Origin of the sequence: Mesorhizobium sp. M0408, from assembly GCF_040321495.1 — a bacterium.
In the GTDB taxonomy this organism is placed as follows: domain Bacteria; phylum Pseudomonadota; class Alphaproteobacteria; order Rhizobiales; family Rhizobiaceae; genus Mesorhizobium.
The window spans coordinates 217,736-240,262 of the sequence record NZ_JAMYRO010000008.1; the positions used below are offsets into that span (position 1 = coordinate 217,736).

17 protein-coding genes and 1 tRNA gene are annotated in these 22,527 nt (G+C 63.4%); 10 read left to right on the forward strand and 8 right to left on the reverse strand.

Features of this window, described 5'->3' with window-relative positions; translation table 11 throughout:
* Nucleotides 1-31: 31 nt before the first annotated feature.
* Nucleotides 32-5,743, reverse strand: coding sequence for a HAMP domain-containing protein (locus tag NKI67_RS12335; RefSeq protein WP_352645398.1), 5,712 nt, complete (start codon nucleotides 5,741-5,743; stop codon nucleotides 32-34).
* A 286-nt stretch (nucleotides 5,744-6,029) separates the two neighbouring features.
* On the opposite strand from NKI67_RS12335, the gene NKI67_RS12340 reads away from it, so the two are divergent.
* Nucleotides 6,030-6,335, forward strand: coding sequence for a hypothetical protein (locus tag NKI67_RS12340; protein WP_031211671.1), 306 nt, complete (start codon nucleotides 6,030-6,032; stop codon nucleotides 6,333-6,335).
* 232 nt (nucleotides 6,336-6,567) lie between these two features.
* Here NKI67_RS12340 and NKI67_RS12345 read toward each other — a convergent pair.
* Nucleotides 6,568-6,643 (reverse strand) — tRNA-Ala (locus NKI67_RS12345).
* Between the two features lie 163 nt (nucleotides 6,644-6,806).
* Nucleotides 6,807-7,196: a TIGR02300 family protein gene (locus NKI67_RS12350; RefSeq protein ID WP_023676282.1), complete on the reverse strand. Its 390-nt coding sequence runs from the start codon at nucleotides 7,194-7,196 to the stop codon at nucleotides 6,807-6,809.
* A gap of 194 nt (nucleotides 7,197-7,390) precedes the next feature.
* On the opposite strand from NKI67_RS12350, the gene aroA reads away from it, so the two are divergent.
* The 3 genes from aroA to rpsA all read left to right on the forward strand — a co-directional run bounded on the left by aroA (nucleotide 7,391) and on the right by rpsA (nucleotide 11,576).
* Entirely contained in the window at nucleotides 7,391-8,749 is a 1,359-nt protein-coding gene (aroA, locus tag NKI67_RS12355; RefSeq protein WP_023676281.1) for a 3-phosphoshikimate 1-carboxyvinyltransferase, read from the forward strand.
* Nucleotides 8,750-9,022: 273 nt separating this feature from the next.
* On the forward strand, nucleotides 9,023-9,673 hold the full coding sequence (gene cmk, locus NKI67_RS12360) for a (d)CMP kinase (protein WP_023676280.1): 651 nt from the start codon (nucleotides 9,023-9,025) through the stop codon (nucleotides 9,671-9,673).
* Nucleotides 9,674-9,878: 205 nt separating this feature from the next.
* Complete coding sequence (rpsA, locus tag NKI67_RS12365; RefSeq protein WP_023676278.1) at nucleotides 9,879-11,576, forward strand: 30S ribosomal protein S1; 1,698 nt, start codon at nucleotides 9,879-9,881, stop codon at nucleotides 11,574-11,576.
* Nucleotides 11,577-11,680: 104 nt separating this feature from the next.
* On the opposite strand, the gene NKI67_RS12370 is transcribed toward rpsA, so the two are convergent.
* From NKI67_RS12370 to NKI67_RS12380, 3 genes are read right to left on the reverse strand one after another with little or no spacing between them, the layout of a single operon-like run.
* Nucleotides 11,681-12,388: an SDR family NAD(P)-dependent oxidoreductase gene (locus NKI67_RS12370; protein WP_023676277.1), complete on the reverse strand. Its 708-nt coding sequence runs from the start codon at nucleotides 12,386-12,388 to the stop codon at nucleotides 11,681-11,683.
* Between the two features lie 57 nt (nucleotides 12,389-12,445).
* Nucleotides 12,446-14,026 (reverse strand): 5-guanidino-2-oxopentanoate decarboxylase, encoded by a 1,581-nt coding sequence (locus tag NKI67_RS12375; protein ID WP_023676276.1) that lies wholly within the window; start codon nucleotides 14,024-14,026, stop codon nucleotides 12,446-12,448.
* Nucleotides 14,023-14,871, reverse strand: a complete 849-nt coding sequence (locus NKI67_RS12380) for a dimethylarginine dimethylaminohydrolase family protein (RefSeq protein WP_031211670.1) — start codon at nucleotides 14,869-14,871, stop codon at nucleotides 14,023-14,025. The genes NKI67_RS12375 and NKI67_RS12380 overlap by 4 nt, the downstream gene beginning before the upstream one ends.
* Before the next feature lie 217 nt (nucleotides 14,872-15,088).
* Between NKI67_RS12380 and NKI67_RS12385 the strand changes: the two genes are divergently transcribed.
* The 5 genes from NKI67_RS12385 to NKI67_RS12405 all read left to right on the forward strand — a co-directional run bounded on the left by NKI67_RS12385 (nucleotide 15,089) and on the right by NKI67_RS12405 (nucleotide 19,563).
* Nucleotides 15,089-15,898 carry an ABC transporter ATP-binding protein gene (locus tag NKI67_RS12385; protein ID WP_023676274.1) on the forward strand — a complete coding sequence of 270 codons (810 nt, stop codon included), beginning with the start codon at nucleotides 15,089-15,091 and terminating at the stop codon, nucleotides 15,896-15,898.
* Between the two features lie 51 nt (nucleotides 15,899-15,949).
* Nucleotides 15,950-16,744, forward strand: a complete 795-nt coding sequence (locus NKI67_RS12390) for a transporter substrate-binding domain-containing protein (protein ID WP_023676273.1) — start codon at nucleotides 15,950-15,952, stop codon at nucleotides 16,742-16,744.
* A 212-nt stretch (nucleotides 16,745-16,956) separates the two neighbouring features.
* On the forward strand, nucleotides 16,957-17,622 hold the full coding sequence (locus tag NKI67_RS12395; protein ID WP_031211669.1) for an ABC transporter permease: 666 nt from the start codon (nucleotides 16,957-16,959) through the stop codon (nucleotides 17,620-17,622).
* A gap of 14 nt (nucleotides 17,623-17,636) precedes the next feature.
* Nucleotides 17,637-18,443 carry an ABC transporter permease gene (locus NKI67_RS12400; RefSeq protein WP_023676271.1) on the forward strand — a complete coding sequence of 269 codons (807 nt, stop codon included), beginning with the start codon at nucleotides 17,637-17,639 and terminating at the stop codon, nucleotides 18,441-18,443.
* A 118-nt stretch (nucleotides 18,444-18,561) separates the two neighbouring features.
* The gene (locus NKI67_RS12405) at nucleotides 18,562-19,563 is read left to right on the forward strand and encodes an Ldh family oxidoreductase (protein ID WP_023676270.1); all 1,002 of its coding nucleotides are present in this window, start codon (nucleotides 18,562-18,564) and stop codon (nucleotides 19,561-19,563) included.
* 57 nt (nucleotides 19,564-19,620) lie between these two features.
* On the opposite strand, the gene NKI67_RS12410 is transcribed toward NKI67_RS12405, so the two are convergent.
* A complete protein-coding gene (locus NKI67_RS12410; RefSeq protein WP_348625925.1) occupies nucleotides 19,621-19,950 on the reverse strand; it encodes a hypothetical protein in 330 nt (109 codons plus the stop codon).
* 187 nt (nucleotides 19,951-20,137) lie between these two features.
* On the opposite strand from NKI67_RS12410, the gene NKI67_RS12415 reads away from it, so the two are divergent.
* A complete protein-coding gene (locus NKI67_RS12415) occupies nucleotides 20,138-21,112 on the forward strand; it encodes a complex I NDUFA9 subunit family protein (RefSeq protein ID WP_023676268.1) in 975 nt (324 codons plus the stop codon).
* Nucleotides 21,113-21,133: 21 nt separating this feature from the next.
* Here NKI67_RS12415 and NKI67_RS12420 read toward each other — a convergent pair whose 3' ends face one another.
* On the reverse strand, nucleotides 21,134-22,507 hold the full coding sequence (locus NKI67_RS12420; RefSeq protein ID WP_352645393.1) for a cytochrome P450: 1,374 nt from the start codon (nucleotides 22,505-22,507) through the stop codon (nucleotides 21,134-21,136).
* Between the last annotated feature and the right edge of the window lie 20 nt (nucleotides 22,508-22,527).

The window sequence follows — 22,527 nt, forward strand, 5'->3', positions numbered from 1 at the left end:
GTTTCTCGACAGCTTCTGCATCGAGCGGCCGTCAGTTCACTGCCATGAGCGTCTTTTCCGGACCATGGACACGGGATCGCGAACGGCCGATCCAGACACGCAGCAATGCCAACAGCAGATCGAGGTCGACAGGCTTGGCGATGTAGTCGGAGGCGCCGGCGTCGAGGCACTTCTGCCGGTCGCCCTTCATTGCCTTGGCTGTGACCGAGATCAACGGGATATGGGCGATCGCCGGCATGCTGCGGATCTGCCGCATCGTCTCGTAGCCATCCATTTCCGGCATCATAATATCGATCAGTGCCGCATCGATGTCCGGGCTCTGCTCCAGAAGCGCGATACCTTCCCGGCCGCGCTCCGCATGCAGTACCTGGATGTCATAGGTCTCGAGAACGCTGGTAAGCGAATAGATGTTGCGGATGTCGTCGTCGACGATGAGGACCTTTGCGCCGGCGAGGTCGAATTTGTCCGGCTGTTCGGCTGCCGCACCATCGTTTTCGTGGCCTCGCCCGGGGAGTGTTGCCGACATCAGGAGAGCCAGCTGCGCGAAATTCTCCGCCCGCGGAACATCCGCCAATGCCGGATGCAAGGCGAGCGACTGTTGCAGCGCTTCCGGATGAGGCGCAAAGAACAGCAGTCGCGACACCAACTGCCCGAACAGGACGGCAATCTCATCCAGCATCTGGGCGTTGTCCTTGGCCGAGCGGCCAAAGCCGAGCACAACGGCATCATAGTTGGCCATGCCGATTTCGTCCGCATTCGCCGCGACGCGGCCGATCGCCGTAACCGAGGTGACGCCGTCGCGGATCGCCTCGATCAGCGAAAGGCGGCGCTCGGGATCGGGATCGGCAATCAGGACGCGGCTCTGGACGCGGAGCTTTCTGGAATGAATATCCTGGAAGACCTTCATCAGTTCGTCCGACGATACGGGCTTGGTTGAAATGCTGGATGCACCCTTGCGGGCAAGCACCTCGATGTCTTCGGCGCCCGAGATGACATGAACGGGAATGTCCTTGGTTTTCGGGTCATGGCGAAGCAGATCGAACAACACCCAGCCGTCGATATCCGATAGTCCGAGATCGAGCGTAATCGCGTCGGGAACCAGCTTGCGTGCCAAAGCCAGCGTGCCGGAGCCCGCAGTCGACAGGACGCCTTTCAGCCCGGCCGAACGTGCAAGGCCGAGCAGCAATCCGCCGAAGGTCGGGTCATCCTCGACGATCAGCACGACCCGATCTTCCGACGAGATCGTGTCGCGGTCATCGAGCAATTCGGAGGACGGCGGGCTCGGCTGCGCTGTCGTCGCGGCCACCTCCATCGCCGGCAGCAACGCCGATTGCGGGGCCAAGGCCATCCGGGGTCCGTCGAATGGGATGACCAGAGTGAACGTCGAACCCTTGCCCGGCGTGCTCTCGACCCGCAATTCGCCGCCGAGCAGCCGGGCAATCTCCCGGCTGATCGAGAGCCCAAGCCCGGTGCCGCCATATTTGCGGCTTGTGGTGCCGTCGGCCTGCTGGAAGGCCTCGAAAATCAGCTTCTGCTTGTCTTGCGGAATACCGATGCCGGTATCGGTGACCACGATCGCGAGCGCCTCCATCGGTTGCGCCGAAACGTTGTGACGGCCCGTCTTTTCGGCCCGGAAATTCAAGCGGACCTCGCCTTGCGAGGTGAATTTGAAGGCGTTCGACAAAAGGTTGAGCACGATTTGCTGCAAGCGCTTCTCGTCGGTGCGGACGGTCTCCGGAAGCTCGGGGTCGACATTGATGGTGAAGCCAAGCCCCTTGTCGGTCGCCAGCTGCCGGAAGGTTCGCTCCATATGCTGGCGAAGATGCACCACGGGCATATCGTTGATATCGATCGAGACGGTGCCCGATTCGATCTTCGACAGATCGAGGATGTCGTTGATGAGGCTCAAAAGGTCGGTGCCGGCCGAATTGATGGTGCGCGCGAACTCGACCTGCTTGTCGTTGAGATTGCCCTGCTGGTTGGTTGCGAGCAGGTTTGAAAGGATGAGCAGCGAGTTCAGCGGCGTGCGCAGTTCGTGGCTCATATTGGCGAGGAATTCCGACTTGTATTTCGAGGTAAGCGCCAGCTGCTCGGCCTTCTCCTCCAGCGCCCGCCGCGCCATCTCGATTTCCAGGTTCTTGTTCTCCACCTGCTTCTTTTCGTTCTCGAGCAGCTGCGCCTTTTCCTGCAGCTCCTCATTGGTGGCGTGCAGCTCCTCCTGCTTCTTGGTCAGTTCGGTCTGACGCGCCTGCAATTCCGAGGTCAGCAGCTGCGACTGCTTGAGCAGGCCTTCGGTGCGCATGGTGGCGGCGATGGTGTTGAGAACGATGCCGACGGATTCCATCAGCTGGTTGAGGAACGACTGGTGCGTGTCGCGGAATTCGCTGAACGAGGCGAGTTCGATGACGGCCTTCACCTCGTCCTCGAACAGAGCCGGAAGAATGATCACGTTCGCCGGCGCGGCATTGCCAAGGCCGGAGGTAACGCGCAGGAAATTCGGCGGCACATTGTCCAGCATGATGGCGCGCTTGTCGGCGGCACTCTGCCCGACAAGCCCTTCACGCAGATCGAGGCGTTGCTTGATTTCCGCCTTGCTTTCGGCGCCATAGGAGGCGGCGAGCTCCAGATAGAATTCATCCTCGTCGCGGTTGGTCACATAGAACACGCCATATTGCGCATTCACCAGCGGGGCGAGTTCGGACATGATGAGGCGCGAGATCGTGGCCAGGTCGCGCTCGCCCTGCAGCATGCGCGAGAAGCGGGCGAGATTGGTCTTCAGCCAGTCCTGCTCGGCATTCTTCAGCGTCTGGTCCTTCAAATTGCGGATCATCTCGTTGATGTTGTCTTTCAGCGCCGCCACCTCGCCGGAGGCCTGGACGCTGATCGAGCGGGTCAGATCGCCCTTGGTCACCGCCGTCGACACCTCGGCGATGGCGCGCACCTGAGTGGTCAGGTTGGCCGCGAGCTGATTGACGTTGTCGGTCAGGTCGCGCCAAAGGCCGGCAGCGCCGGGCACCCGGGCCTGGCCGCCGAGTTTGCCCTCGATGCCCACCTCGCGGGCGACGTTCGTCACCTGGTCGGCAAAGGTTGCGAGCGTCTCGATCATGCCGTTGATGGTGTCGGCGAGCGAAGCGATTTCGCCCTTGGCGTCGACCGTCAGCTTGCGCCTGAGATTGCCTTGGGCAACCGCGGTCACGACATCGGCGATGCCGCGCACCTGGTTGGTCAGGTTCGTCGCCATCAGATTGACGTTGTCGGTCAGGTCCTTCCAGGTGCCGGCAACGCCCTCGACGCGCGCCTGGCCGCCGAGCTTGCCTTCGGTGCCGACCTCGCGGGCAACGCGTGTCACCTCGCCGGCAAAGGAATTCAGCTGGTCGACCATGGTGTTGATGGTCGATTTCAGCTCGAGGATCTCGCCCTTGACGTCGACGGTGATCTTCTTCGACAGGTCGCCGCGCGCCACGGCGGTCGTCACCTCGGCGATGTTGCGCACCTGGCCGGTCAGGTTCTCGGCCATGGAATTCACATTGTCGGTCAGGTCCTTCCAGGTGCCGGCAACGCCGCGCACCTGCGCCTGGCCGCCGAGCTTGCCCTCTGTGCCGACCTCGCGCGCCACGCGCGTCACCTCCGAGGCGAAGGAATTGAGCTGGTCGACCATCGTATTGATGGTGTCCTTCAGCTCGAGGATTTCGCCGCGCACATCGACGGTGATTTTCTTCGACAGGTCGCCAAGCGCCACCGCCGTGGTCACCTCGGCGATGTTGCGCACCTGGCCGGTCAGGTTGGCGGCCATCGCATTGACGTTGTCGGTCAGGTCTTTCCAGGTGCCGGCAACGCCGCGCACCTGCGCCTGGCCACCGAGCTTGCCGTCCGAACCGACTTCGCGCGCCACGCGCGTCACCTCGGAAGCGAAGGAATTCAGTTGGTCGACCATCGTATTGATGACGTCCTTGATCTGCAGGATCTCGCCCAGTGCATCGACGGTGATCTTCTGGGTCAAATCGCCGGTCGCAATTGCCGTCGCCACCTTGGAGACGTCGCGCAACTGCACGGTCAGATTGCCGGCCATGGCGTTGACGTTGTCGGTCAGGTCCTTCCAGGTGCCGCCGACACCCTCGACATGCGCCTGGCCGCCGAGCTTGCCTTCCGACCCCACTTCGCGCGCCACACGCGTCACTTCCGAGGCGAAGGAATTGAGCTGGTCGACCATCGTGTTGACGGTATCCTTGAGCTCCAGGATTTCGCCCTTGACGTCGACGGTGATCTTCTTCGACAGGTCGCCGCGGGCAACGGCGGTCGTCACCTCGGCGATGTTGCGGACCTGGCCGGTCAGGTTGGCGGCCATCAGGTTGACGTTATCGGTCAGGTCTTTCCAGGTGCCGCCGACCCCTTTCACCTCGGCCTGGCCGCCGAGCTTGCCTTCGGTTCCGACCTCGCGCGCCACACGCGTCACTTCCGAAGCGAAGGAATTGAGCTGGTCGACCATCGTGTTGATGGTGTCCTTGAGCTCGAGGATTTCGCCCTGCACGGCGACAGTGATCTTCTTCGACAGGTCGCCCGAAGCGACCGCAGTCGTCACCTCGGCGATGTTGCGCACCTGGCCGGTCAGGTTCTCGGCCATCGAATTGACGTTGTCGGTCAGGTCCTTCCAGGTGCCGGCGACGCCGCGCACCTGCGCCTGGCCGCCGAGCTTGCCCTCGGTGCCGACCTCGCGGGCGACGCGCGTCACCTCGCCGGCAAATGAATTCAGCTGGTCGACCATGGTGTTGATAGTCGATTTCAGCTCGAGGATCTCTCCCTTGACGTCGACGGTGATCTTCTTCGACAGGTCGCCCAGCGCCACAGCCGTCGTCACCTCGGCTATATTGCGCACCTGGCCGGTCAGGTTCTCGGCCATCAGGTTGACGTTGTCGGTCAGGTCCTTCCATGTGCCGCCGACACCTTCGACGCGCGCCTGGCCGCCGAGCTTGCCTTCTGTACCGACTTCGCGCGCGACGCGCGTCACTTCCGAGGCGAAGGAATTGAGCTGGTCGACCATCGTGTTGATGGTGTTCTTGAGTTCGAGGATTTCGCCTTTCACGTCGACGGTAATCTTCTTCGACAGGTCGCCGGAAGCGACGGCGGTCGTCACCTCGGCGATGTTGCGCACCTGCCCGGTCAGGTTCGTCGCCATCGCGTTGACGTTGTCGGTCAGGTCCTTCCAGGTCCCGGCCACACCTTTCACGCGGGCCTGGCCGCCGAGCTTGCCTTCGGTGCCGACCTCGCGCGCCACGCGCGTCACTTCCGAGGCGAAGGAGGCCAGTTGCCCGACCATGGTGTTGACGATCTTGCCGATGCGCAGAAACTCGCCGCGCAGCTGCCGGCCGTCGATTTCGACCATCATCGTCTGCGACAGGTCGCCTTTGGCGACCGCGCCGATGACGCGCGCCACTTCGGCCGTCGGCTGAACCATGTCCTCGATCAGATCGTTGACGGAACGGACGCTCGATTCCCAGCTGCCGGTGGCGTTGCGGACACGGCCGCGTTCGCCGATCCGGCCATCCTTGCCGACGACCTTGCTGAGGCGTTCGAACTCGCGCGTGACCTGATCGTTGAGTTCTACGATTTCGTTGAAGGTGTCGGCGATCTCGGAATCAAGGCCGGCGTAGACATTGTCGATACGAACGGAGAAATCACCGCTCCGAAAAGCCTTCAGCGCGTTCAGTATTTGACGGTGGTCCAATTGCCTTGTGGATGCAAGCACGCTCACAGCGCCCCTCCCAGCTCACGGATTTCTTGAATGTCCTGGTGAAACTGTCCCCTGCGGCCGACACAACTCCCCGCAAGCGCAAGAACGCGGCATGCTCGATTTGGTTCCAGACGAAATTGCCGCTATGCGGCAGGAATTTCGCAGCCGCATTCACGAAACGACGAGCAACAAAGATCCATAATGATGTATCGATCAATATTTCTGCCCAACGGAACATCTCGAAAAAACTCTCGTTGGTATAGATCGCGATAGAGCGATGCAACTCGATGGAGACACTAAGATGATGAAAATTCTCTCTGCATCCCTACTTGCTATCGGCCTGGCCACATCTGCCATGGCACAATCCATGGACTCCGCGACCGGTAGCGCCGATGGCAATACCGGCGTCAACACAGGCACTTCCGGCGGCAACACCGGGACCGGCAGCGCAACTACCCCGAACACGATCGATCCGAACGCAACGAACGCTACCACGCCGCAGACAAACGGTATGGAGGACCGCTGTAAGGATACGGCGAGCAGCGATACCGACAACAATACCCCCAGCGGCGCCATGACGTCGGATATGCAGAACTGCAACAAGTAACGGAGTTTTGCTCAGCCGTCATTTCAGCCCGCTGCCTGGTCCAGACCGGTGCTCGCGGTTCAAACCACAGCCAGAAACATGCACTGACCGGGCACGGGCTCATTACTTCTGAATGGATCGGCGAGCCCAAGCCGGGCGGCCGATTAACTAGTCTCAGCTAGGTTCTGCGATAGGCGGCGGCCAGCCCGGACGGGCGGGCGGGCGGGCGTTCTGCTGATTTCGCGGAGAGAACTGGTGGAGCCAATCGGAATCGAACCGACGACCTCTTGAATGCCATTCAAGCGCTCTCCCAACTGAGCTATGGCCCCACTCCGGCAGTTCACCGGCGCCGTTTCCGGCGAAGAGATCCGGCGCGGGTTCTAGACCGCGCCGTTAGTGAAGGCGGCTTCTAACCCCGCCTTCAGTCAATATCAAGCCTTCAAGAACCGCTTTTTCTAGGCAGCGCCGCGAAAGCCGGCGAATGCGGTTCGCTCAGACCTCGTCGTCGTCTTCGCCGACGCCGATCATGTCGGCAACGTCGTCGTCTTCTTCCTCCTCGTCGGCGAGGAACGTGTCATCCTCGTCATCGCCAAGGTCAACGTCGTCTTCGTCATCGCCGAGATCGGGAAGCTCGTCGGCCTTCGCGTCCTCGTCCGCCTCTTCGAGCGAGACGACCTCGACGCCCTCTTCCTCCTCGGCGTCCACTTCCTTCTCGGCAACTTCCTCTTCCTCCTCGAGAGCGGCGATCTTGCCTTCTTCGAAATAGGAGCGCGGATAGCTCTTGCCCGTGTAAGGCGAGACGATCGGGTCCTTGTTCAAGTCATAGAATTTTCGACCCGTCTCCGGGTCGATGCGTTTGGTGCCAAGTTCGGGTTTTGCCACAGCAAGCCTCGTCGATGAAAGTTTGGTCCCCTTAACCAGAGTTTACGGCGCTGTCAAAGCGAAAAGCCGGCGTCCCAAAAAGCTTGAATTCGAAGGCCTTCATACCAAGGGGATGACCATTTCGGTACGCCATGATAGGAGACCCCGCAAACCAGCAGAAAATGGCCGGCCGCCGGCGTTTTCAGGAAAGAACCATGTCGCACACTGCCGCCCCGAAGCAGGCCACCGCCCGCAAATCATCTGGCCTTTCAGGCGCGGCACGGGTGCCGGGCGACAAGTCGATCTCGCACCGCTCGTTCATGTTCGGTGGCCTGGCCTCCGGCGAAACCCGCATCACCGGGCTGCTGGAAGGCGAGGACGTGATGCGTACGGGCGCTGCCATGAAGGCCATGGGCGCCCATATCGAGAAGCATGGCGCTGAGTGGGTGATCCGCGGTACCGGCAACGGCGCGCTGCTGCAGCCGGTAGGCCCGCTCGATTTCGGCAATGCCGGCACGGGCTCACGCCTCACCATGGGCCTGGTCGGCACCTATGACATGAAAACCACCTTCATCGGCGACGCCTCGCTGTCGGGCCGGCCGATGGGCCGGGTGCTCGAACCGCTCCGCCAGATGGGCGTGCAGGTGCTGAAGGCGACGCCCGGCGACCGCATGCCGATCACGCTGCACGGGCCCAAGCACGCCGCGCCGATCACCTACCGCGTGCCGATGGCATCGGCGCAGGTCAAGTCGGCGGTGCTGCTGGCTGGGCTGAACACGCCGGGCATCACCACCGTCATCGAGCCGGTTATGACGCGCGACCACACCGAAAAGATGCTCAAGGGGTTCGGCGCCAATCTGTCGGTCGAGACCGACGAGCGCGGCGTGCGCCACATTTTCATCGAAGGCCAGGGCAAGCTCACCGGCCAGACCATCGCGGTGCCGGGCGACCCCTCCTCGGCCGGCTTTCCGCTGGTGGCGGCGCTGATCGTGCCGGGCTCGGACATTACAATCGAAAACGTGCTGATGAACCCGACCCGCACCGGACTTCTGTTGACGCTGCAGGAAATGGGCGCCTGGATCGACATAATCGATCCGCGCAACGAAGGTGGCGAGGACGTCGCCGACCTGCGCGTACGCTATTCCGAACTGAAAGGCGTCACCGTGCCGCCCGGACGGGCGCCGACGATGATCGACGAGTATCCGGTGCTTGCCGTGGCGGCGAGCTTTGCCGAGGGCGAAACGCTGATGCTTGGCCTGGAAGAACTGCGCGTGAAGGAATCCGACCGGCTGTCGGCAGTGGCCGAAGGGCTGAAGCTCAACGGCGTCGACTGCAGCGAAGGCGAGGCCTCGCTTGTCGTGCGCGGAAAGCCCGGCGGCAAGGGCCTCGGCCAACACCCCAACGGACAGGGCACCATCGTCCAGACCCATCTCGACCACCGCATCGCCATGAGTTTTCTGGTGATGGGGCTGGCGACGGAAAAGCCCGTGACCATCGACGACCAGGCGATGATCGCGACCAGCTTTCCGGAATTCATGGGTCTGATGAAAGGGCTTGGGGCGGAGATCGAGTAGCTTGATAGCAATCAATAGCCTTGGGGGTTGGGGCCAAACTGGAACGTCGGCGGGACAGCGCCCCCCTCTGTCCTGCCGGACATCTCCCCCACAAGGAGGGAGATTGGCAGCTTCGGCGCTCCGCTCAATCCTGCGACGTGGACAATTGGCGAAAGCCGCGATGGCCGCCGATCTCCCCCCAAGTGGGGGAGATGTCCGGCAGGACAGAGGGGGGCGCGAAGGATCGCCACGCCTATCTGGATCATTGCGCTTTTCGATTCCGGTGGGCGGCCAATGACCTCAACTTTCACCATCGCCATCGACGGACCTGCCGGTGCCGGCAAAGGCACCCTTGCCCGGCGGCTGGCCGATCACTACCGGCTGAACCTGCTCGACACCGGTCTTACCTATCGCGCGGTGGCGCATTCGCTGCTCCGGCTCGGCCTGCCGCTCGACAATGTCTCGGCCGCTGAAACCGCGGCTCGCCAGGTCGATCTGGCAAAGCTCGACCGCGCCGTGCTTTCGGCACACGCGGTCGGCGAGGCGGCTTCGAAAGTGGCTGTCATCCCGTCGGTCCGGCGCATACTGGTCGACAAGCAGCGCGACTTTGCAAAAACCCCGCCGGGTGCGGTGCTCGACGGCCGCGACATCGGCACCGTCGTCTGTCCCGATGCCGACGTAAAACTCTATGTCACGGCCAGCGCCGAGGTGCGGGCAAAGCGGCGGCTGGATGAAATCGAGAGCATCGGCGGCACCGCTAATTTCGATGAAATCCTTGCCGATATCGTGCGCCGCGACGAGCGCGACATGGGCCGCATGGACTCGCCCTTGAAGCCGGCCGCCGATGCGCACTTGCTCGACACGTCGGAAATGGCTATAGAGGCCGCGTTTCTGGCAGCTCAGGCGATCATCGACGATGTCCTGGCCAAGAGAAACGAAGCCTGAGCCGGGTTTTCCTGCCGCCGCCGATTGCCGGCGACAACAAGACTTCCCATATCGGGTATGAACCAGCCTGCCAGCATTCTTCATGCGCCGGAATTGCCGCTCAAGGGCGGCCAAGGGCTTTTTGCCCGGAACGCCGGCAGGCCAACGCAACGCTAACCCACGGCGCCCGCCCCGCGACAGATTGCGGGGCATTCCAGGAGAAACTATGTCAGTTGCAAATCCCACTCGCGATGATTTCGCGAGCCTGCTCGAAGAATCATTTTCCGCCGGCCATTCCGGCGAAGGCCAGGTCGTCAAGGGCATCATCACTGCCATTGAAAAGGACATGGCCATCATCGACGTCGGCCTCAAGGTCGAAGGCCGCGTGCCGCTGAAGGAATTCGGCGTCAAGGGCAAGGACACGACGCTCAAGGTCGGCGACACGGTCGAGGTCTATGTCGAGCGTATCGAAAATGCGCTTGGCGAAGCCATGCTGTCGCGTGAGAAGGCCCGCCGCGAAGAGAGCTGGGTCCGTCTCGAAGAGAAGTTCACCAAGGGCGAACGCGTCGAAGGCGTCATCTTCAACCAGGTCAAGGGCGGCTTCACCGTCGACCTCGACGGCGCTGTGGCCTTCCTGCCGCGCAGCCAGGTCGACATCCGCCCGATCCGCGACGTCTCGCCGCTGATGCACAACCCGCAGCCCTTCGAGATCCTCAAGATGGATCGCCGCCGCGGCAACATCGTGGTGTCGCGCCGCACCGTGCTCGAGGAAAGCCGCGCCGAACAGCGTTCGGAAATCGTGCAGAACCTCGAAGAAGGCCAAGTAGTCGAAGGCGTCGTCAAGAACATCACCGACTATGGTGCGTTCGTCGACCTCGGCGGCATCGATGGCCTGCTGCACGTCACCGACATGGCCTGGCGCCGCGTCAATCATCCGACCGAAATCCTCAACATCGGCCAGACGGTCAAGGTGCAGATCATCCGCATCAACCAGGAAACCCACCGCATCTCGCTCGGCATGAAGCAGCTCGAGAGCGATCCGTGGTCCGAGATCGGCACCAAGTTCCCGATCGGCAAGAAGATCAAGGGTACCGTCACCAACATCACCGACTACGGCGCATTCGTCGAGCTGGAGCCGGGCATCGAAGGCCTCATCCACGTTTCGGAAATGTCGTGGACCAAGAAGAACGTGCATCCCGGCAAGATCCTGTCGACGACGCAGGAAGTCGACGTGGTGGTGCTCGAAGTCGATCCGGCCAAGCGCCGTATCTCGCTCGGCCTCAAGCAGACGCTGGAGAACCCGTGGGAGGCCTTCGCGCGCAGCCATCCGGTCGGCAGCCAGGTCGAGGGCGAGGTCAAGAACAAGACCGAGTTCGGCCTGTTCATCGGCCTCGAAGGCGACGTCGACGGCATGGTCCACCTTTCCGACCTCGACTGGACCCGTCCGGGCGAGCAGGTGATCGAGGAGTACAATCGCGGTGACATGGTCAAGGCGCAGGTGCTCGACGTCGACATCGACAAGGAGCGCATCTCGCTCGGCATCAAGCAGCTGGCCAAGGACACGGTCGGCGAAGCAGCGACGTCAGGCGAACTGCGCAAGAACGCAGTCGTCACCTGCGAGGTTATCGGCGTGAAGGATGGCGGTCTGGAAGTGCGGCTGGTCGACAGCGGCATCGAGACCTTCATCAAGCGCTCCGACCTCAGCCGTGACCGCGACGAGCAGCGCCCCGAGCGCTTCACCGTCGGCCAGAAAGTCGACGCCCGCGTCATCGCCTTCGACAAGAAGACCCGCAAGCTGCAGGTCTCGATCAAGGCGCTGGAAATCGCCGAAGAGAAGGAAGCGGTCGCTCAGTACGGCTCAACCGATTCCGGCGCTTCGCTGGGCGATATTTTGGGTGCCGCGCTGAAGAAGCAGGGCAGCTAAGCCAACACCGCGCCTCGCGCGGGTTATAAACGAAACAAAAAGCCTCGCCGGAACGATCCGGCGGGGCTTTTGCTTGTGACCTTTGCTTGCGACGGACCGCAGGCTCAGGCCCGGCCGTAGAGTGGCACCAGCGTGCCGCTGATCGCCATGTTGGCCGGCGAGGCAAGGTAGGCAATGGCCTCGGCCGCCGCTTCAAGGCTGACCCATCTACTGAAATCTGCGTTCGGCATGTCAGCCCGGTTGGCCGGCGTGTCGAGCGTCGAAGGCGCCACGGCGTTGACCAGGATGCCGTTGCCCTTCAGCTCTTCGGCTATCGCCACGGTCATCGCGGCGACTGCCGCCTTGGCGGCGGCGTAGGCCACCTTGCCGGAGCCGCGCCGCGGATCGAGCCCGGCTCGCGCGGTGACATTGACGATGCGGCCCGGCACGGAAGATCCCAGCATCGAGCGTATCGCCGCGCGGCAGCACAGAAAGGTGGTGCGGGCATTGGTGTCCATCATCTCGGCGAAGGAGGCGGGTTCGATCTTCTCGACCGGCGCCGCGGTGAAGCCGCCGGCAAGATGCACCGATGCCCATAAATCTGGAACGCTGGCATAGAAGGCGTCGACCTTGGCAGGGTCGGCAAGGTCGACATTGTGCGCCAGCCTGACGCGGTCATGCGCCGGAAAGGGAAAATGCGCAGGCGCGGCAGCGTGGGCATTGGGCACATGGCAGATCGCGCCCTGCTCCAGCAGTTTTCCTACGACCGCGCCGCCAAGGGCACCGGTGCCGCCGGTCACCACGATATGTCTGCCGTCCAGTGTTTCCGTCATATTCGACCGCTCCGTCATTGCGCGCCGCCGATGCGGAAGGTCGCGCCTTTCGCGCGATCACTCAACCGAAATCTCGATGACGTAAGGTCGTCCAGTCGCCCGCGCGCGCGCAAGCGCGTCCGCCAAGCCGCCGGTGCCGGAAATCCGCTCGGCGGCAATGCCGTAGGCTTCGGCCAATTTGCAGAAATCCGGCGGTGCCGGGGAGACGCCGACCGGCTCGACGCCGACGTCGAGCATCGAGGTTTCGATCTCGCGGTAGCCACGATTGTTCCAGACTGTGAAGATCACCGGCGCCGCAGCGTCGAGCGCGGCGCCCAGTTCCGGCAGGGTGAACTGGAAGCCGCCGTCGCCGGTGAGGCAAACGACCGGCGCCTCAGGCCTGGCAAGGACGGCACCGATCGCCGCCGGCGGGCCATAGCCGAGCGCGCCGAAGCCGGTGGCCGCGTTGAACCAGCCGCCCGGCCGGTCGTGATCGTAATAGAGGTTGGCGGCGTAGACCGGCTGGGTCGAATCGCCGACGATGATCGCGCCAGGCAGCGCATCGCGGATCGTCTCGACGGCGCGCAGTTGCGCCTGCATGGCCGGGCCAATCTCGGCAAAGGCCGCCTGCCGCGTCGCGGCGGCGCGGGCTGAACCATCATCCAATGGCGTCTCGTGCGTGCCGATTTCGGCAAGCAGCGCCTTGAGCGCCGCTCCGCAATCGGCCTGGATCGAAATCCGCGCAGGCCGGCGGGCAAGCTGGTCGGCGCCGATGTCGATGCGGATCAGGTTGGCGGGCAGGACAAAACCGCCGTCGCCATAGCCATCATAGTCGGTCGGACCGAATTCGGTGCCGGCGGCAATGACCAGGTCGGCATCGGCGATCAGCGCACGCACCGCCTTCAGGCTGGGGCTGGCCGGCACGCCAAGTGGATGACGATAGAGCAGGCCGCGCGCATTAGCGGTCTGGACGACCGGCGCTCCCAGCCTCTCGGCCAGGTGCTGCAACGGCGCTTCGGTGGCCTTGGCGCCGCCACCGGCGAGGATAAGCGGCCGGCTGGCAGACGCGCACAGCCTTGCCGCCTCTGCAATCGCCGCCACATCCGGCCCGGGCGGCGCTGAATTCCGCAGCAGCGGCACGATGCCGTTGGCCGGCATGGTCATGACATCGGTCGGGATCTCAATATGCACCGGACCCGGACGCGAGGATGAGAACAGCGCAAAGGCGCGGGCGAGCACGCCGGGCAGTTCGCCGGCCTCGGTGACACGGTGCGAAAACAGCGCCACCTTCTCCATCATGCCGCGCTGGTCCGGCAGTTCATGCAGATGGCCAAGGCCTTTGCCCAGCGTCGGTGTGGCGTTGACGCCCGAGATTACCAGCATCGGCACCGAATCGGCGCGCGCCTGACCCATGGCGGTGATGGTGTTGGTCAGCCCCGGCCCGGTGATGACGAAGGCGATACCCGGCCTGCCGCTGGCGCGCGCATAGCCGTCAGCCATGAAGCCGGCGCCCTGCTCGTGGCGCGGCGTGACGTGACGGATCTTCGATCGCGCAAGCCCGCGATAGAGCTCGACCGTGTGTACGCCGGGAATGCCGAAGACGGTGTCGACGCCGTGCGCTTCGAGCAAGGTGATGAGCGCTTCGCCGATGGTCGTCATTGTCTTAGCACCGGGCGCGTGAGGCAGGTAGGGCCGCCCTCGCAGGCAATGCACAGCGCATCGGCCTCGAATGTCGAGACCGTACAGCCGGCGGCCTGCATGGCAGCCGCCGTCTTCGGAAAACCGGCAACGGCGATAACCTGGCGCGGCGCGGTCGGCAGCACGTTCAGGCTGAGCCCATTCGAGACGAAGAATTCGTCGGCGTCGCCCTCGACCAGCCGAATGCCGCGTTCGCGCAGCATCTGGTGGAAGGCGACCGGCAGGAGGGGCGCATAGACCAGCGCCAGATCGTCTGCGAGCGGGCTGATCACCGACATCAGATGCAGGCAGGCCTCCTCGCCCTGCCAGAGCGGCAGGTCGAAGCCATAGACCTGGATGCCCTTGGGTGAAAGCAGGTTGGAGAGCTGCTGGATGCCGTGCTGATTGGTGCGCACGCCGCGGCCGACGGCCAGCGTGTTTGCATCCACCCACACGCAGTCGCCGCCCTCGACCTGGCCGGGAGCCTCGATACGGCCGAGGATGGGGATGCCCATGCGCCCGTAGGCTGCCTCGTGCAGGCCGGGCTCTCGCCGGCGCAGCGCCTTGCCCATGGCAAGGATGACCGCGCCATGGTCGGTCATCAGCGACGGATCGTGGGTAAAGACCGAATCGGCAAGCCCGTCATCGGCGTCGCTCAGCCATTCGATATCGGCGCCTGAGACAGAAATCAGCCTGGCCAGTGCATCATGCTGGGCCGCCGCTTTTTGTGGATCGAAGCCGGGGCCATAGTGCCACTCCAGCGCTTCGGCCCGACGCATGGCGCTGGCGGCGGAGCGCATCAGCACGCGCTGCAGCAGCCCGGCCATCGACTGCGACCCGTATGCTTTGCCCACTAAGTTCTCCTGAAACGCGCCCCTCCTGCCAATAGCCACTCGGCAGGCCGTGATCAATGGTCCAAAAACTGCGGTTGACGGAGGCAAGCGGAACGGTCCATCTTGAGAATCGGAACGCTGTCCAGTGACGGGTAATGGGTAAAAAATTCCAGCAAGGACTGCCTCGGCTGCTCCGCGGGGCGCCGCGACGATGACAGCGCCGGCCACCGCCCTGAAGCATACGGCGCAGAACGGCGCTGCCGAAGCCATCCACGTCGAGAACCTGCACAAGAATTTCGGCAAGCTGCATGTATTGAAGGGCGTTTCGCTGTCGGCGCGCGATGGCGAGGTGATCGCCATCATCGGCGGCAGCGGCTCGGGCAAATCGACGCTGCTGCGCTGCATCAACTGCCTGGAGAACCCGACCAGCGGCATCATCCGGGTCAATGGCGAAGAGATAAAGCTGAAGGCCGACAGCTACGGCCACACCGTGCCCGCCGACCGCAAGCAGATCGAACGCATCCGCTCCAAGCTCGGCATGGTCTTCCAGAACTTCAATCTGTGGAGCCACATGACGTTGATCGAGAACGTCATCGAGGTTCCCGTGCATGTGCTCGGCGTCAAGCGCGATGTGGCGATCGGCGAGGCGGAAAAATTGCTCGCCCGCGTCGGCCTGGCCGAAAAACGCGACGTCTATCCCGCCTATCTGTCGGGCGGCCAACAGCAGCGCGCCGCGATTGCCAGGGCGTTGGCCATCAACCCGCGCGTCATGCTGTTCGACGAGCCGACCTCGGCGCTCGATCCGGAGCTGGTCGGCGAGGTGCTGAAGGTGATCGGCGACCTGGCGCGCGAAGGCCGCACTATGGTGCTGGTCACCCATGAGATGAAGTTTGCCCGCGAGGTCGCGACGCATGTCGTCTACCTCCACAACGGGCTGGTCGAGGAAGAAGGGCCGCCGGAACAGATCTTCGGCGCGCCGAAATCCGAAAGGCTGAAGCAGTTCATCCGCAACATCAGTTAAACTGTGGGCGGACGAAAACCGGGAACAACAACAAAACTGGGAGTCATGACGATGAAGATTATTCTCAAGACCTTTGCCGCAGCGCTGCTGCTCGGCGTTGCCGCGATGGGCGTGGCCAAGGCCGATCCGGTCAAGATCGGCGTCGCCGCCGAACCCTATCCGCCCTTCGCCTCGCCGGACGCTTCCGGCAAATGGGTCGGCTGGGAGATCGAATTCATCGATGCCGTCTGCGCCGAGGAGAAGCTCGACTGCGTCATCACCCCCGTCGCCTGGGACGGCATCATTCCGGCGCTGACGACCAAGAAGATCGATCTTATCGCCGCCTCGATGTCGATCACCGCCGAGCGCGAGAAGACGATCGCCTTCTCGGACAAATATTACAACACCCCGACTGCGATCATCGGGCCGAAGGACCAGAAGTTCGGCTCAACACCGGAGGACCTCAAGGGCAAGATCATCGGCGTCCAAGTCTCGACCGTACACGCCGACTACGCCAAGAAGCACTTCGCCGACGCGGCGGAAATCAAGGAATACCAGACCCAGGACGAGGCCAACCAGGATCTTGCCGCCGGCCGGGTCGACGCGGTGCAGGCCGATTCCATTGCCCTCGACGCCTTCCTGAAATCGGACCAGGGCAAGCAATGCTGCGATCTGAAGGGCATGGTTGCGCCGGATCTGGCCATTCTCGGGCCCGGCGTCGGCGCCGGCGTCCGGAAGGAAGACACCGAGTTGAAGGAAAAGATCAACGCCGGCATCAAGGCCATCCGCGCCAATGGCAAATATGACGAGATTTCGAAGAAGTACTTCGACTTTGACATTTACGGCGCCGACACGCAGTCGAACTGACGACCTCATCCATGAGCGATTAACCACGCGGCCCCGATAGAGCCGCGTGGTTAGTCGAAATCCATCGACGAGTGCTTCCGCGGGCGGAGATCGCCGGCGGTTTTAGCGCCAGCAATTCGAGGGCGACGCTGATCGACGCATTTGTTCCGGCTTGGGCCGCCTCTGCCATCGCGCTTCTCTCGCCCGTGCCGCCGGGCTGGGGTGGAACGCTCATCGTCGGGCTGCTCCATACGATCGAGATCGCGGTCGGCGCCACCGGTCTCGGCCTTTTGATCGGCATCGGCGGCGCCTCCGGCAAGCTGTATGGTGGTCCGGTGGTGCGCGATCTCCTGGCAGTCTATACGACCGTCGTGCGCGCCGTGCCGGAGCTGGTGCTGATCCTTCTGCTCTATTACGCCGGCACCGACCTGATCAATCAGATGCTGACGGCAATGGGCTATCAGCGCATGGACATTAGCGGGCTGGCGGCCGGCATTGCCGTGCTCGGCTTCGTCCAGGGCGCCTATTCGACCGAGGTGATCCGCGGCGCGATCCTTGCCATTCCGCAGGGCCAGATCGAAGCCGCGCGCGCCTATGGCATGTCTCCCGGCCTGCTGCTGCGGCGCATCACGCTGCCGGCGATGCTGCCGTTCGCCATACCCGGCCTTGCCAATCTCTGGCTGATCGCCACCAAGGACACCGCCCTGCTGGCGGTCGTCGGCTTTTTCGAGCTGACATTGGCGACACGGCAGGCGGCCGGCGTCACCAAAGCCTATCTGACATTCTTTGTCGCCGCCGGCGCGATCTACCTTCTGTTGACGCTGGTTTCCAACCTGATCATCGGCCGCATCGAGAGCTGGGCCCGCCGCGGCATGCCGTCGCTCAAGGAGGCCCGTTGATGGCTGGCCCGGTGATGACTGGCGAAGCGGCCGTCGAGATAGCCGCACGCGCTTCGCTGTGGCTGAAGCCGCATCGTATCGTGCTGATCCTGATCGCGCTGGGGCTGGTTTTGGCGGCGGCCGTCTTCATGCGCTGGGACTGGCTGCCTAAATATTACGGGATAGGACTGCTCGGCATCTGGCGCGCGCTGTGGATTCTTGCCGTCACTTGCACGCTGGGTTTCCTGCTCGCCGTGCCGCTCGGGCTGGCGCAGGCTGCGGGCTCGTTCTGGTTCGCGGCACCCGCCAAGGTCTTCTGCACCGTCATCAGAGGGACGCCGCTGCTGCTGCAGCTCTGGTTGCTCTATTACGGGCTGGGCTCGCTGTTTCCACAATATCCATGGATTCGCGAGTCTTGGATGTGGCCCTATCTGAGGCAGGCATGGCCCTATGGCGTCCTCGGGCTGACGCTGTCCTTCGCCGGTTATGAGGGCGAGGTGATGCGAGGCGCTTTCGCCGGCGTGCCGAAAGGCCAATTGGAAGCCGCCCGCGCCTTCGGCATGAGCCGCTGGAGGATTTTCCAGCGAATCTGGCTGCCGCAGGCCTTCTACCGCGCGCTGCCGACACTGACGGGCGAAACCGTGCTGCAGCTGAAATCGACGCCGCTGGTGGCGACCATCAGCGTGATCGACATATTCGCCGTCTCTTCAAAGGTGCGTCAGGATACCTACCTCACCTATGAACCCTTGCTGCTCCTGGCGTTGATCTATATGGCGATCACCGGCATCCTCGTCTTCACCCTGGGCAAGATCGAGGCGCGGATTCCGAACAAGGTTGGTTAGGTGAATAGTGAATGGTGAATAGTCAGTAGTGAGTAGCCCGTAGTGTTACCGGCTAAGTCCCACTCACCATTCACTATTCACCATTCACCCATTCCCTCAGATATCCATGGCAATCACAATGCAACTCAGTCTCGACCAGGCGACAGGGCTGTGCCGGATGGCCGCACTTGGCGCCGGCGCCAACGAAGAGGCGGCGCAGTCGCTGGCTGCCTCGATCGTCGCGGCTGAGGCGGAAGGACTGTCGACCGTCGGGCTGTCGCATTTCATCGATTATCTCGAAGCGCTGGAAGCCGGCCGTATCGACGGCAACGCCGATCCGGTGATCACCAGGCCGGCGCTCGCGGTCTATCTTTCCGATGCGCGCGGCGGCTTAGCGCATACCGGTTTCGACCGCACGATCGATGACCTCGCCAAGGCGGCGCGGCTGTTCGGCGTCGCCATCTTTTCGCAGAAGAATGCTTATACGTGCGGCGCGCTCGGCTATTTCACCGGACGGCTGGCCGCGCAGGGATTGGTGTCGTTCGCCGCCACCAACGGCCCGGCCGTGCTTGCCGGCTCGGGCTCGGTCAAGCCGGTCTACTGCACCAACCCGATGTCCTTTGCGGCACCCGCCGCGGACGGGGCGGCGCTGGTCATCGACCAGTCGTCGAGCGCCACCGCCTTCGTCAACATCCGCAAGGCGGCCGAGGACGGCAAGAAGATACCCGAAGGCTGGGCACTGGATGCCAGCGGCAATCCGACCACGGACCCGGCAGCTGCCATGAAGGGCGCCATGCTTGCCTTCGGCGGCCAGCGCGGCGCCAACATCGCGCTGATGGTCGAGGTGCTGGCTGCGGGCCTGTCGGGCGCCAACTGGTCGCTCGATGCGCCATGGTTCAGCGGCGGGCCGGACAGTCCGGGGACCGGCCTGTTCGTGCTTGCCGTCGAGCCCAAGCTGCTCGATCCGGACTTCGAAAAGCGGATGAAGGATCAGCTCGACCGGCTGCGGCGGCGCTATGGCGTGCATGTGCCGGGGCGTGCCCGGGCCGAGGCCGCGGAGAAGGCGGCGGCGCGCGGCATAAGCGCGCCGAAAGCCGTGGTGCAACGCATTTCCGAATTCGCCGCGCGCTATTCGTCCTGAAGAAATTCGTTTGTCCGATGAGCGGCTGACGAGGCCGGCCGATCCGGCAGCGCGAGCCTACTTCCCGCAATGATGATCGTTGATCGCGTTCACCGCATTCGCGTCCGGTCCTACCCTGTTGTAGGAGCAGGGTTCGGCGGCCGTCGTGAGCAGGTGGTTGTCATAGTAGCGCGGGCCACCGAACAGAATGTCGATGATGTCGCCGTTGGCAGGAACGTAGCGTTCGGGTTGCGCTTGGTGGTGATGCCGGTTTGCCGCGAATGCCGAGGCACCCATGCTGCAGCCTGTTGCGAAAGCCAGAGCGAAGATCGCAACGCATTTTGTCGTCATCGGCAATATCCTCCATTCGGAATCAAACCATACATCTAAAATCGCCGGCCGGAACAAAGGTTCCTGTTCCTAATGGCGTTGCCGTAAAGCCGGGCCTCGGCGGCGTTTTCTGCCATTTCGAACGGATCCGGAAAATCATGCTTCAACAGTGCCGGGCGACCTATGGTCGCCCTTTGCCTTTGGCGCGAAACCGACTATGAAACGGCTTCAATCAAGCCATCTGGATAGCCCGCCGGAGCCAGCCATGACCGAAATCCTTCAGACCCCAAAGCTCGTCGTCGTTTTCGGCGGCTCCGGCTTTGTCGGTCGTCATGTCGTGCGGGCGCTGGCCAAGCGCGGCTACCGCATCCGGGTCGCCTGCCGTCGGCCCGATCTCGCCGGCCATTTGCAACCGCTTGGCAATGTCGGGCAGATCCAGCCGGTGCAGGCCAATGTCCGGGTGCGCTGGTCGGTCGACCGCGCCGTGCAAGGCGCCGACCATGTCGTCAATCTGGTGGCGATCGCGCATGAGGCCGGCCGGCAGAAATTTACTGCCGTCCACGAGTTCGGCGCGCGCGCTATTGCCGAAGCGGCGCGCGCCGTCGGCGCCGGCCTCACCCACATCTCGGCTCTGGGAGCGGACCTCCACGCGCAATCGGACTACGCGCGTACCAAGGCGCTCGGCGAAAAGGCCGTTCTTGAGACGGTCCAAGACGCCGTGATCTTGCGGCCATCGATCAATTTCGGGCCGGAGGACGGTTTCTTCAACCGCTTTGCCAACATGGCCCGTTTTTCCCCAGTGCTGCCGCTGATCGGCGGCGGGCAGACGAAATTCCAGCCGGTCTATGTCGGCGACGTCGCCGAAGCGGTGGCGCACTCGGTCGACGGCAAGGTCCAGGGCGGCCGGATCTATGAACTCGGCGGGCCGCAGGTGCTTACCTTCAAGGAATGCATGCAAGAGCTGCTTGTCATCATCGAACGCAAGCGGTTTTTGCTGCCCGTGCCATGGTGGCTGGCGAACCTCCAGGCATCAATTCTCGGGCTGCTGCCCAATCCGTTGTTGACCAAGGACCAGGTCCTGCTGTTGCGCCAGCACAATGTCGTGTCGGATGCCGCCGTCAAGGACAACAGGACGCTCGCCGGCCTCGGTATCCAGCCGCGTTCGATCGGAACCATCCTGCCAAGCTATCTCTGGCGCTACCGCGCCGCCGGCCAGTTCCAACGCAAGTCCGCCGCATAACACGAGCGGACGTGCGGTTGCCTACGAGCCGCGCCGGGTGACCTGCAGCGGCAGGCCGCCTTGCGGCTGCGTCGTCAGCTTCTGCACCGGCCAGGGGCGGGTTTCCGCGGTGGCGTCGAAACGGTAGCGCGACAGCATGATCGCCAACGCGATGATCGCCTCCTGCATGGCGAAGCTGGCGCCGATGCAGACGCGGGGGCCGGCGCCGAACGGCAAATACTGGAAACGATCGATCTTTTCGCGGTTTCCCGGATGGAAGCGTTCCGGCATGAAAGCGTCGGGCCGGTCCCACAATTTCCGATGGCGGTGGACGACCCACGGCATCACCAGCACCGCGGCACGTCGCGGTATGTAGAGGCCGTTCCAGGTTTCGGGCTCGATCGGTTCGCGGTTGATCGACGGCGCCGGCGGATAGAGCCTGAGCGCCTCGTCGAAGGCGGCGCGGGTGAGCGGCATGGCGTCGAGCCATTTCGTCGGGTCGGGCTCACGCGCCAACACCGCATCGATCTCGTGCTCGATCTTTTCGCGCTCCCACGGCGCTTCGGCAAGGCAGTAGAGCGTCCAGCCGAGCGCCCTGGCCGTAGTCTCGTGGCCGGCACCGATGAAGGTGATGATGTTGTCCTCGACCTCGGCCCGGGTCAGCCCGCCCGGTCCCTCCGCCTTCAACAGCAGCGTGAGAAAATCCTGCGGCACGGTGTCCGGAGCGCGCCTCAGCCGCGCCTCGCGCATCTGCACCGTGTCGGTGACGATCTTGCGGAAGTAGGCCATGGTCTTGCGGCCGCGGATGCGGGTCAGGCGCGGCAGCCAGTCGGGCGCACGCAAAAGGTCGAGCGGATCGACCCGGCCCATGGTCTCGAACAGGCGGTCGATCTCCTTGGCGAAGCTACCGGGCTCGCCCGATATCTCGCCCGAAAACAGTGTCTCGGCCAGGATGTCGAAGGTGAGCAGCGTCATGTCGTGGGCGATGTCCGACGTGCCACCTTGCTCGTAACGGGTGACGAATTCGAGCGTGCGTTTCAGCATCGGCTCGGCGAAGCCGAAGATGTGGCGCGGCGTGAACACCGGCGCCATCGCCTTGCGCGAACGCCGCCACACTTCGCCTTCGGCGGTAAGCAGGCCGTCGCGCAGGATTGGCCGCAATATCTTCTGACGCACCGTCGCCATCTTGTAGTTCTTGGCGTTATCGACGAGCACATGGCGGATGAGGCCGGGATCGTTGGCGATGACTAGCGGCCCGCCGACGCCGGTCACCGAAATCCAGGGCTCGTTATAGGTCGGCTCGCCCCACAGTTCGAGCGGATTGCGGTAGACGATGCGGATCATCTCCAGCGTCGAGGGCGGCGCTGTGCGCGGCTTCGGCGCCGGCGGGACGAAGGGAACGGGCTGACTGTCCATGGCTTGCTCCGCTGACACCT

What these genes read in the sequence shown, in the direction of transcription:
- NKI67_RS12340 (WP_031211671.1), top strand. Translation starts at nt 6,030, where the DNA reads ATGATGAAAATTCTCTCTGCATCCCTACTTGCTATCGGCCTGGCCACA.
- cmk (WP_023676280.1), top strand. Translation starts at nt 9,023, where the DNA reads ATGACCTCAACTTTCACCATCGCCATCGACGGACCTGCCGGTGCCGGC.
- NKI67_RS12420 (WP_352645393.1), bottom strand. Translation starts at nt 22,507, where the DNA reads ATGGACAGTCAGCCCGTTCCCTTCGTCCCGCCGGCGCCGAAGCCGCGC.
- NKI67_RS12415 (WP_023676268.1), top strand. Translation starts at nt 20,138, where the DNA reads ATGACCGAAATCCTTCAGACCCCAAAGCTCGTCGTCGTTTTCGGCGGC.
- NKI67_RS12390 (WP_023676273.1), top strand. Translation starts at nt 15,950, where the DNA reads ATGAAGATTATTCTCAAGACCTTTGCCGCAGCGCTGCTGCTCGGCGTT.
- NKI67_RS12380 (WP_031211670.1), bottom strand. Translation starts at nt 14,871, where the DNA reads ATGGCCGGGCTGCTGCAGCGCGTGCTGATGCGCTCCGCCGCCAGCGCC.
- NKI67_RS12385 (WP_023676274.1), top strand. Translation starts at nt 15,089, where the DNA reads ATGACAGCGCCGGCCACCGCCCTGAAGCATACGGCGCAGAACGGCGCT.
- NKI67_RS12400 (WP_023676271.1), top strand. Translation starts at nt 17,637, where the DNA reads ATGACTGGCGAAGCGGCCGTCGAGATAGCCGCACGCGCTTCGCTGTGG.
- rpsA (WP_023676278.1), top strand. Translation starts at nt 9,879, where the DNA reads ATGTCAGTTGCAAATCCCACTCGCGATGATTTCGCGAGCCTGCTCGAA.
- NKI67_RS12405 (WP_023676270.1), top strand. Translation starts at nt 18,562, where the DNA reads ATGCAACTCAGTCTCGACCAGGCGACAGGGCTGTGCCGGATGGCCGCA.
- aroA (WP_023676281.1), top strand. Translation starts at nt 7,391, where the DNA reads ATGTCGCACACTGCCGCCCCGAAGCAGGCCACCGCCCGCAAATCATCT.
- NKI67_RS12370 (WP_023676277.1), bottom strand. Translation starts at nt 12,388, where the DNA reads ATGACGGAAACACTGGACGGCAGACATATCGTGGTGACCGGCGGCACC.
- NKI67_RS12375 (WP_023676276.1), bottom strand. Translation starts at nt 14,026, where the DNA reads ATGACGACCATCGGCGAAGCGCTCATCACCTTGCTCGAAGCGCACGGC.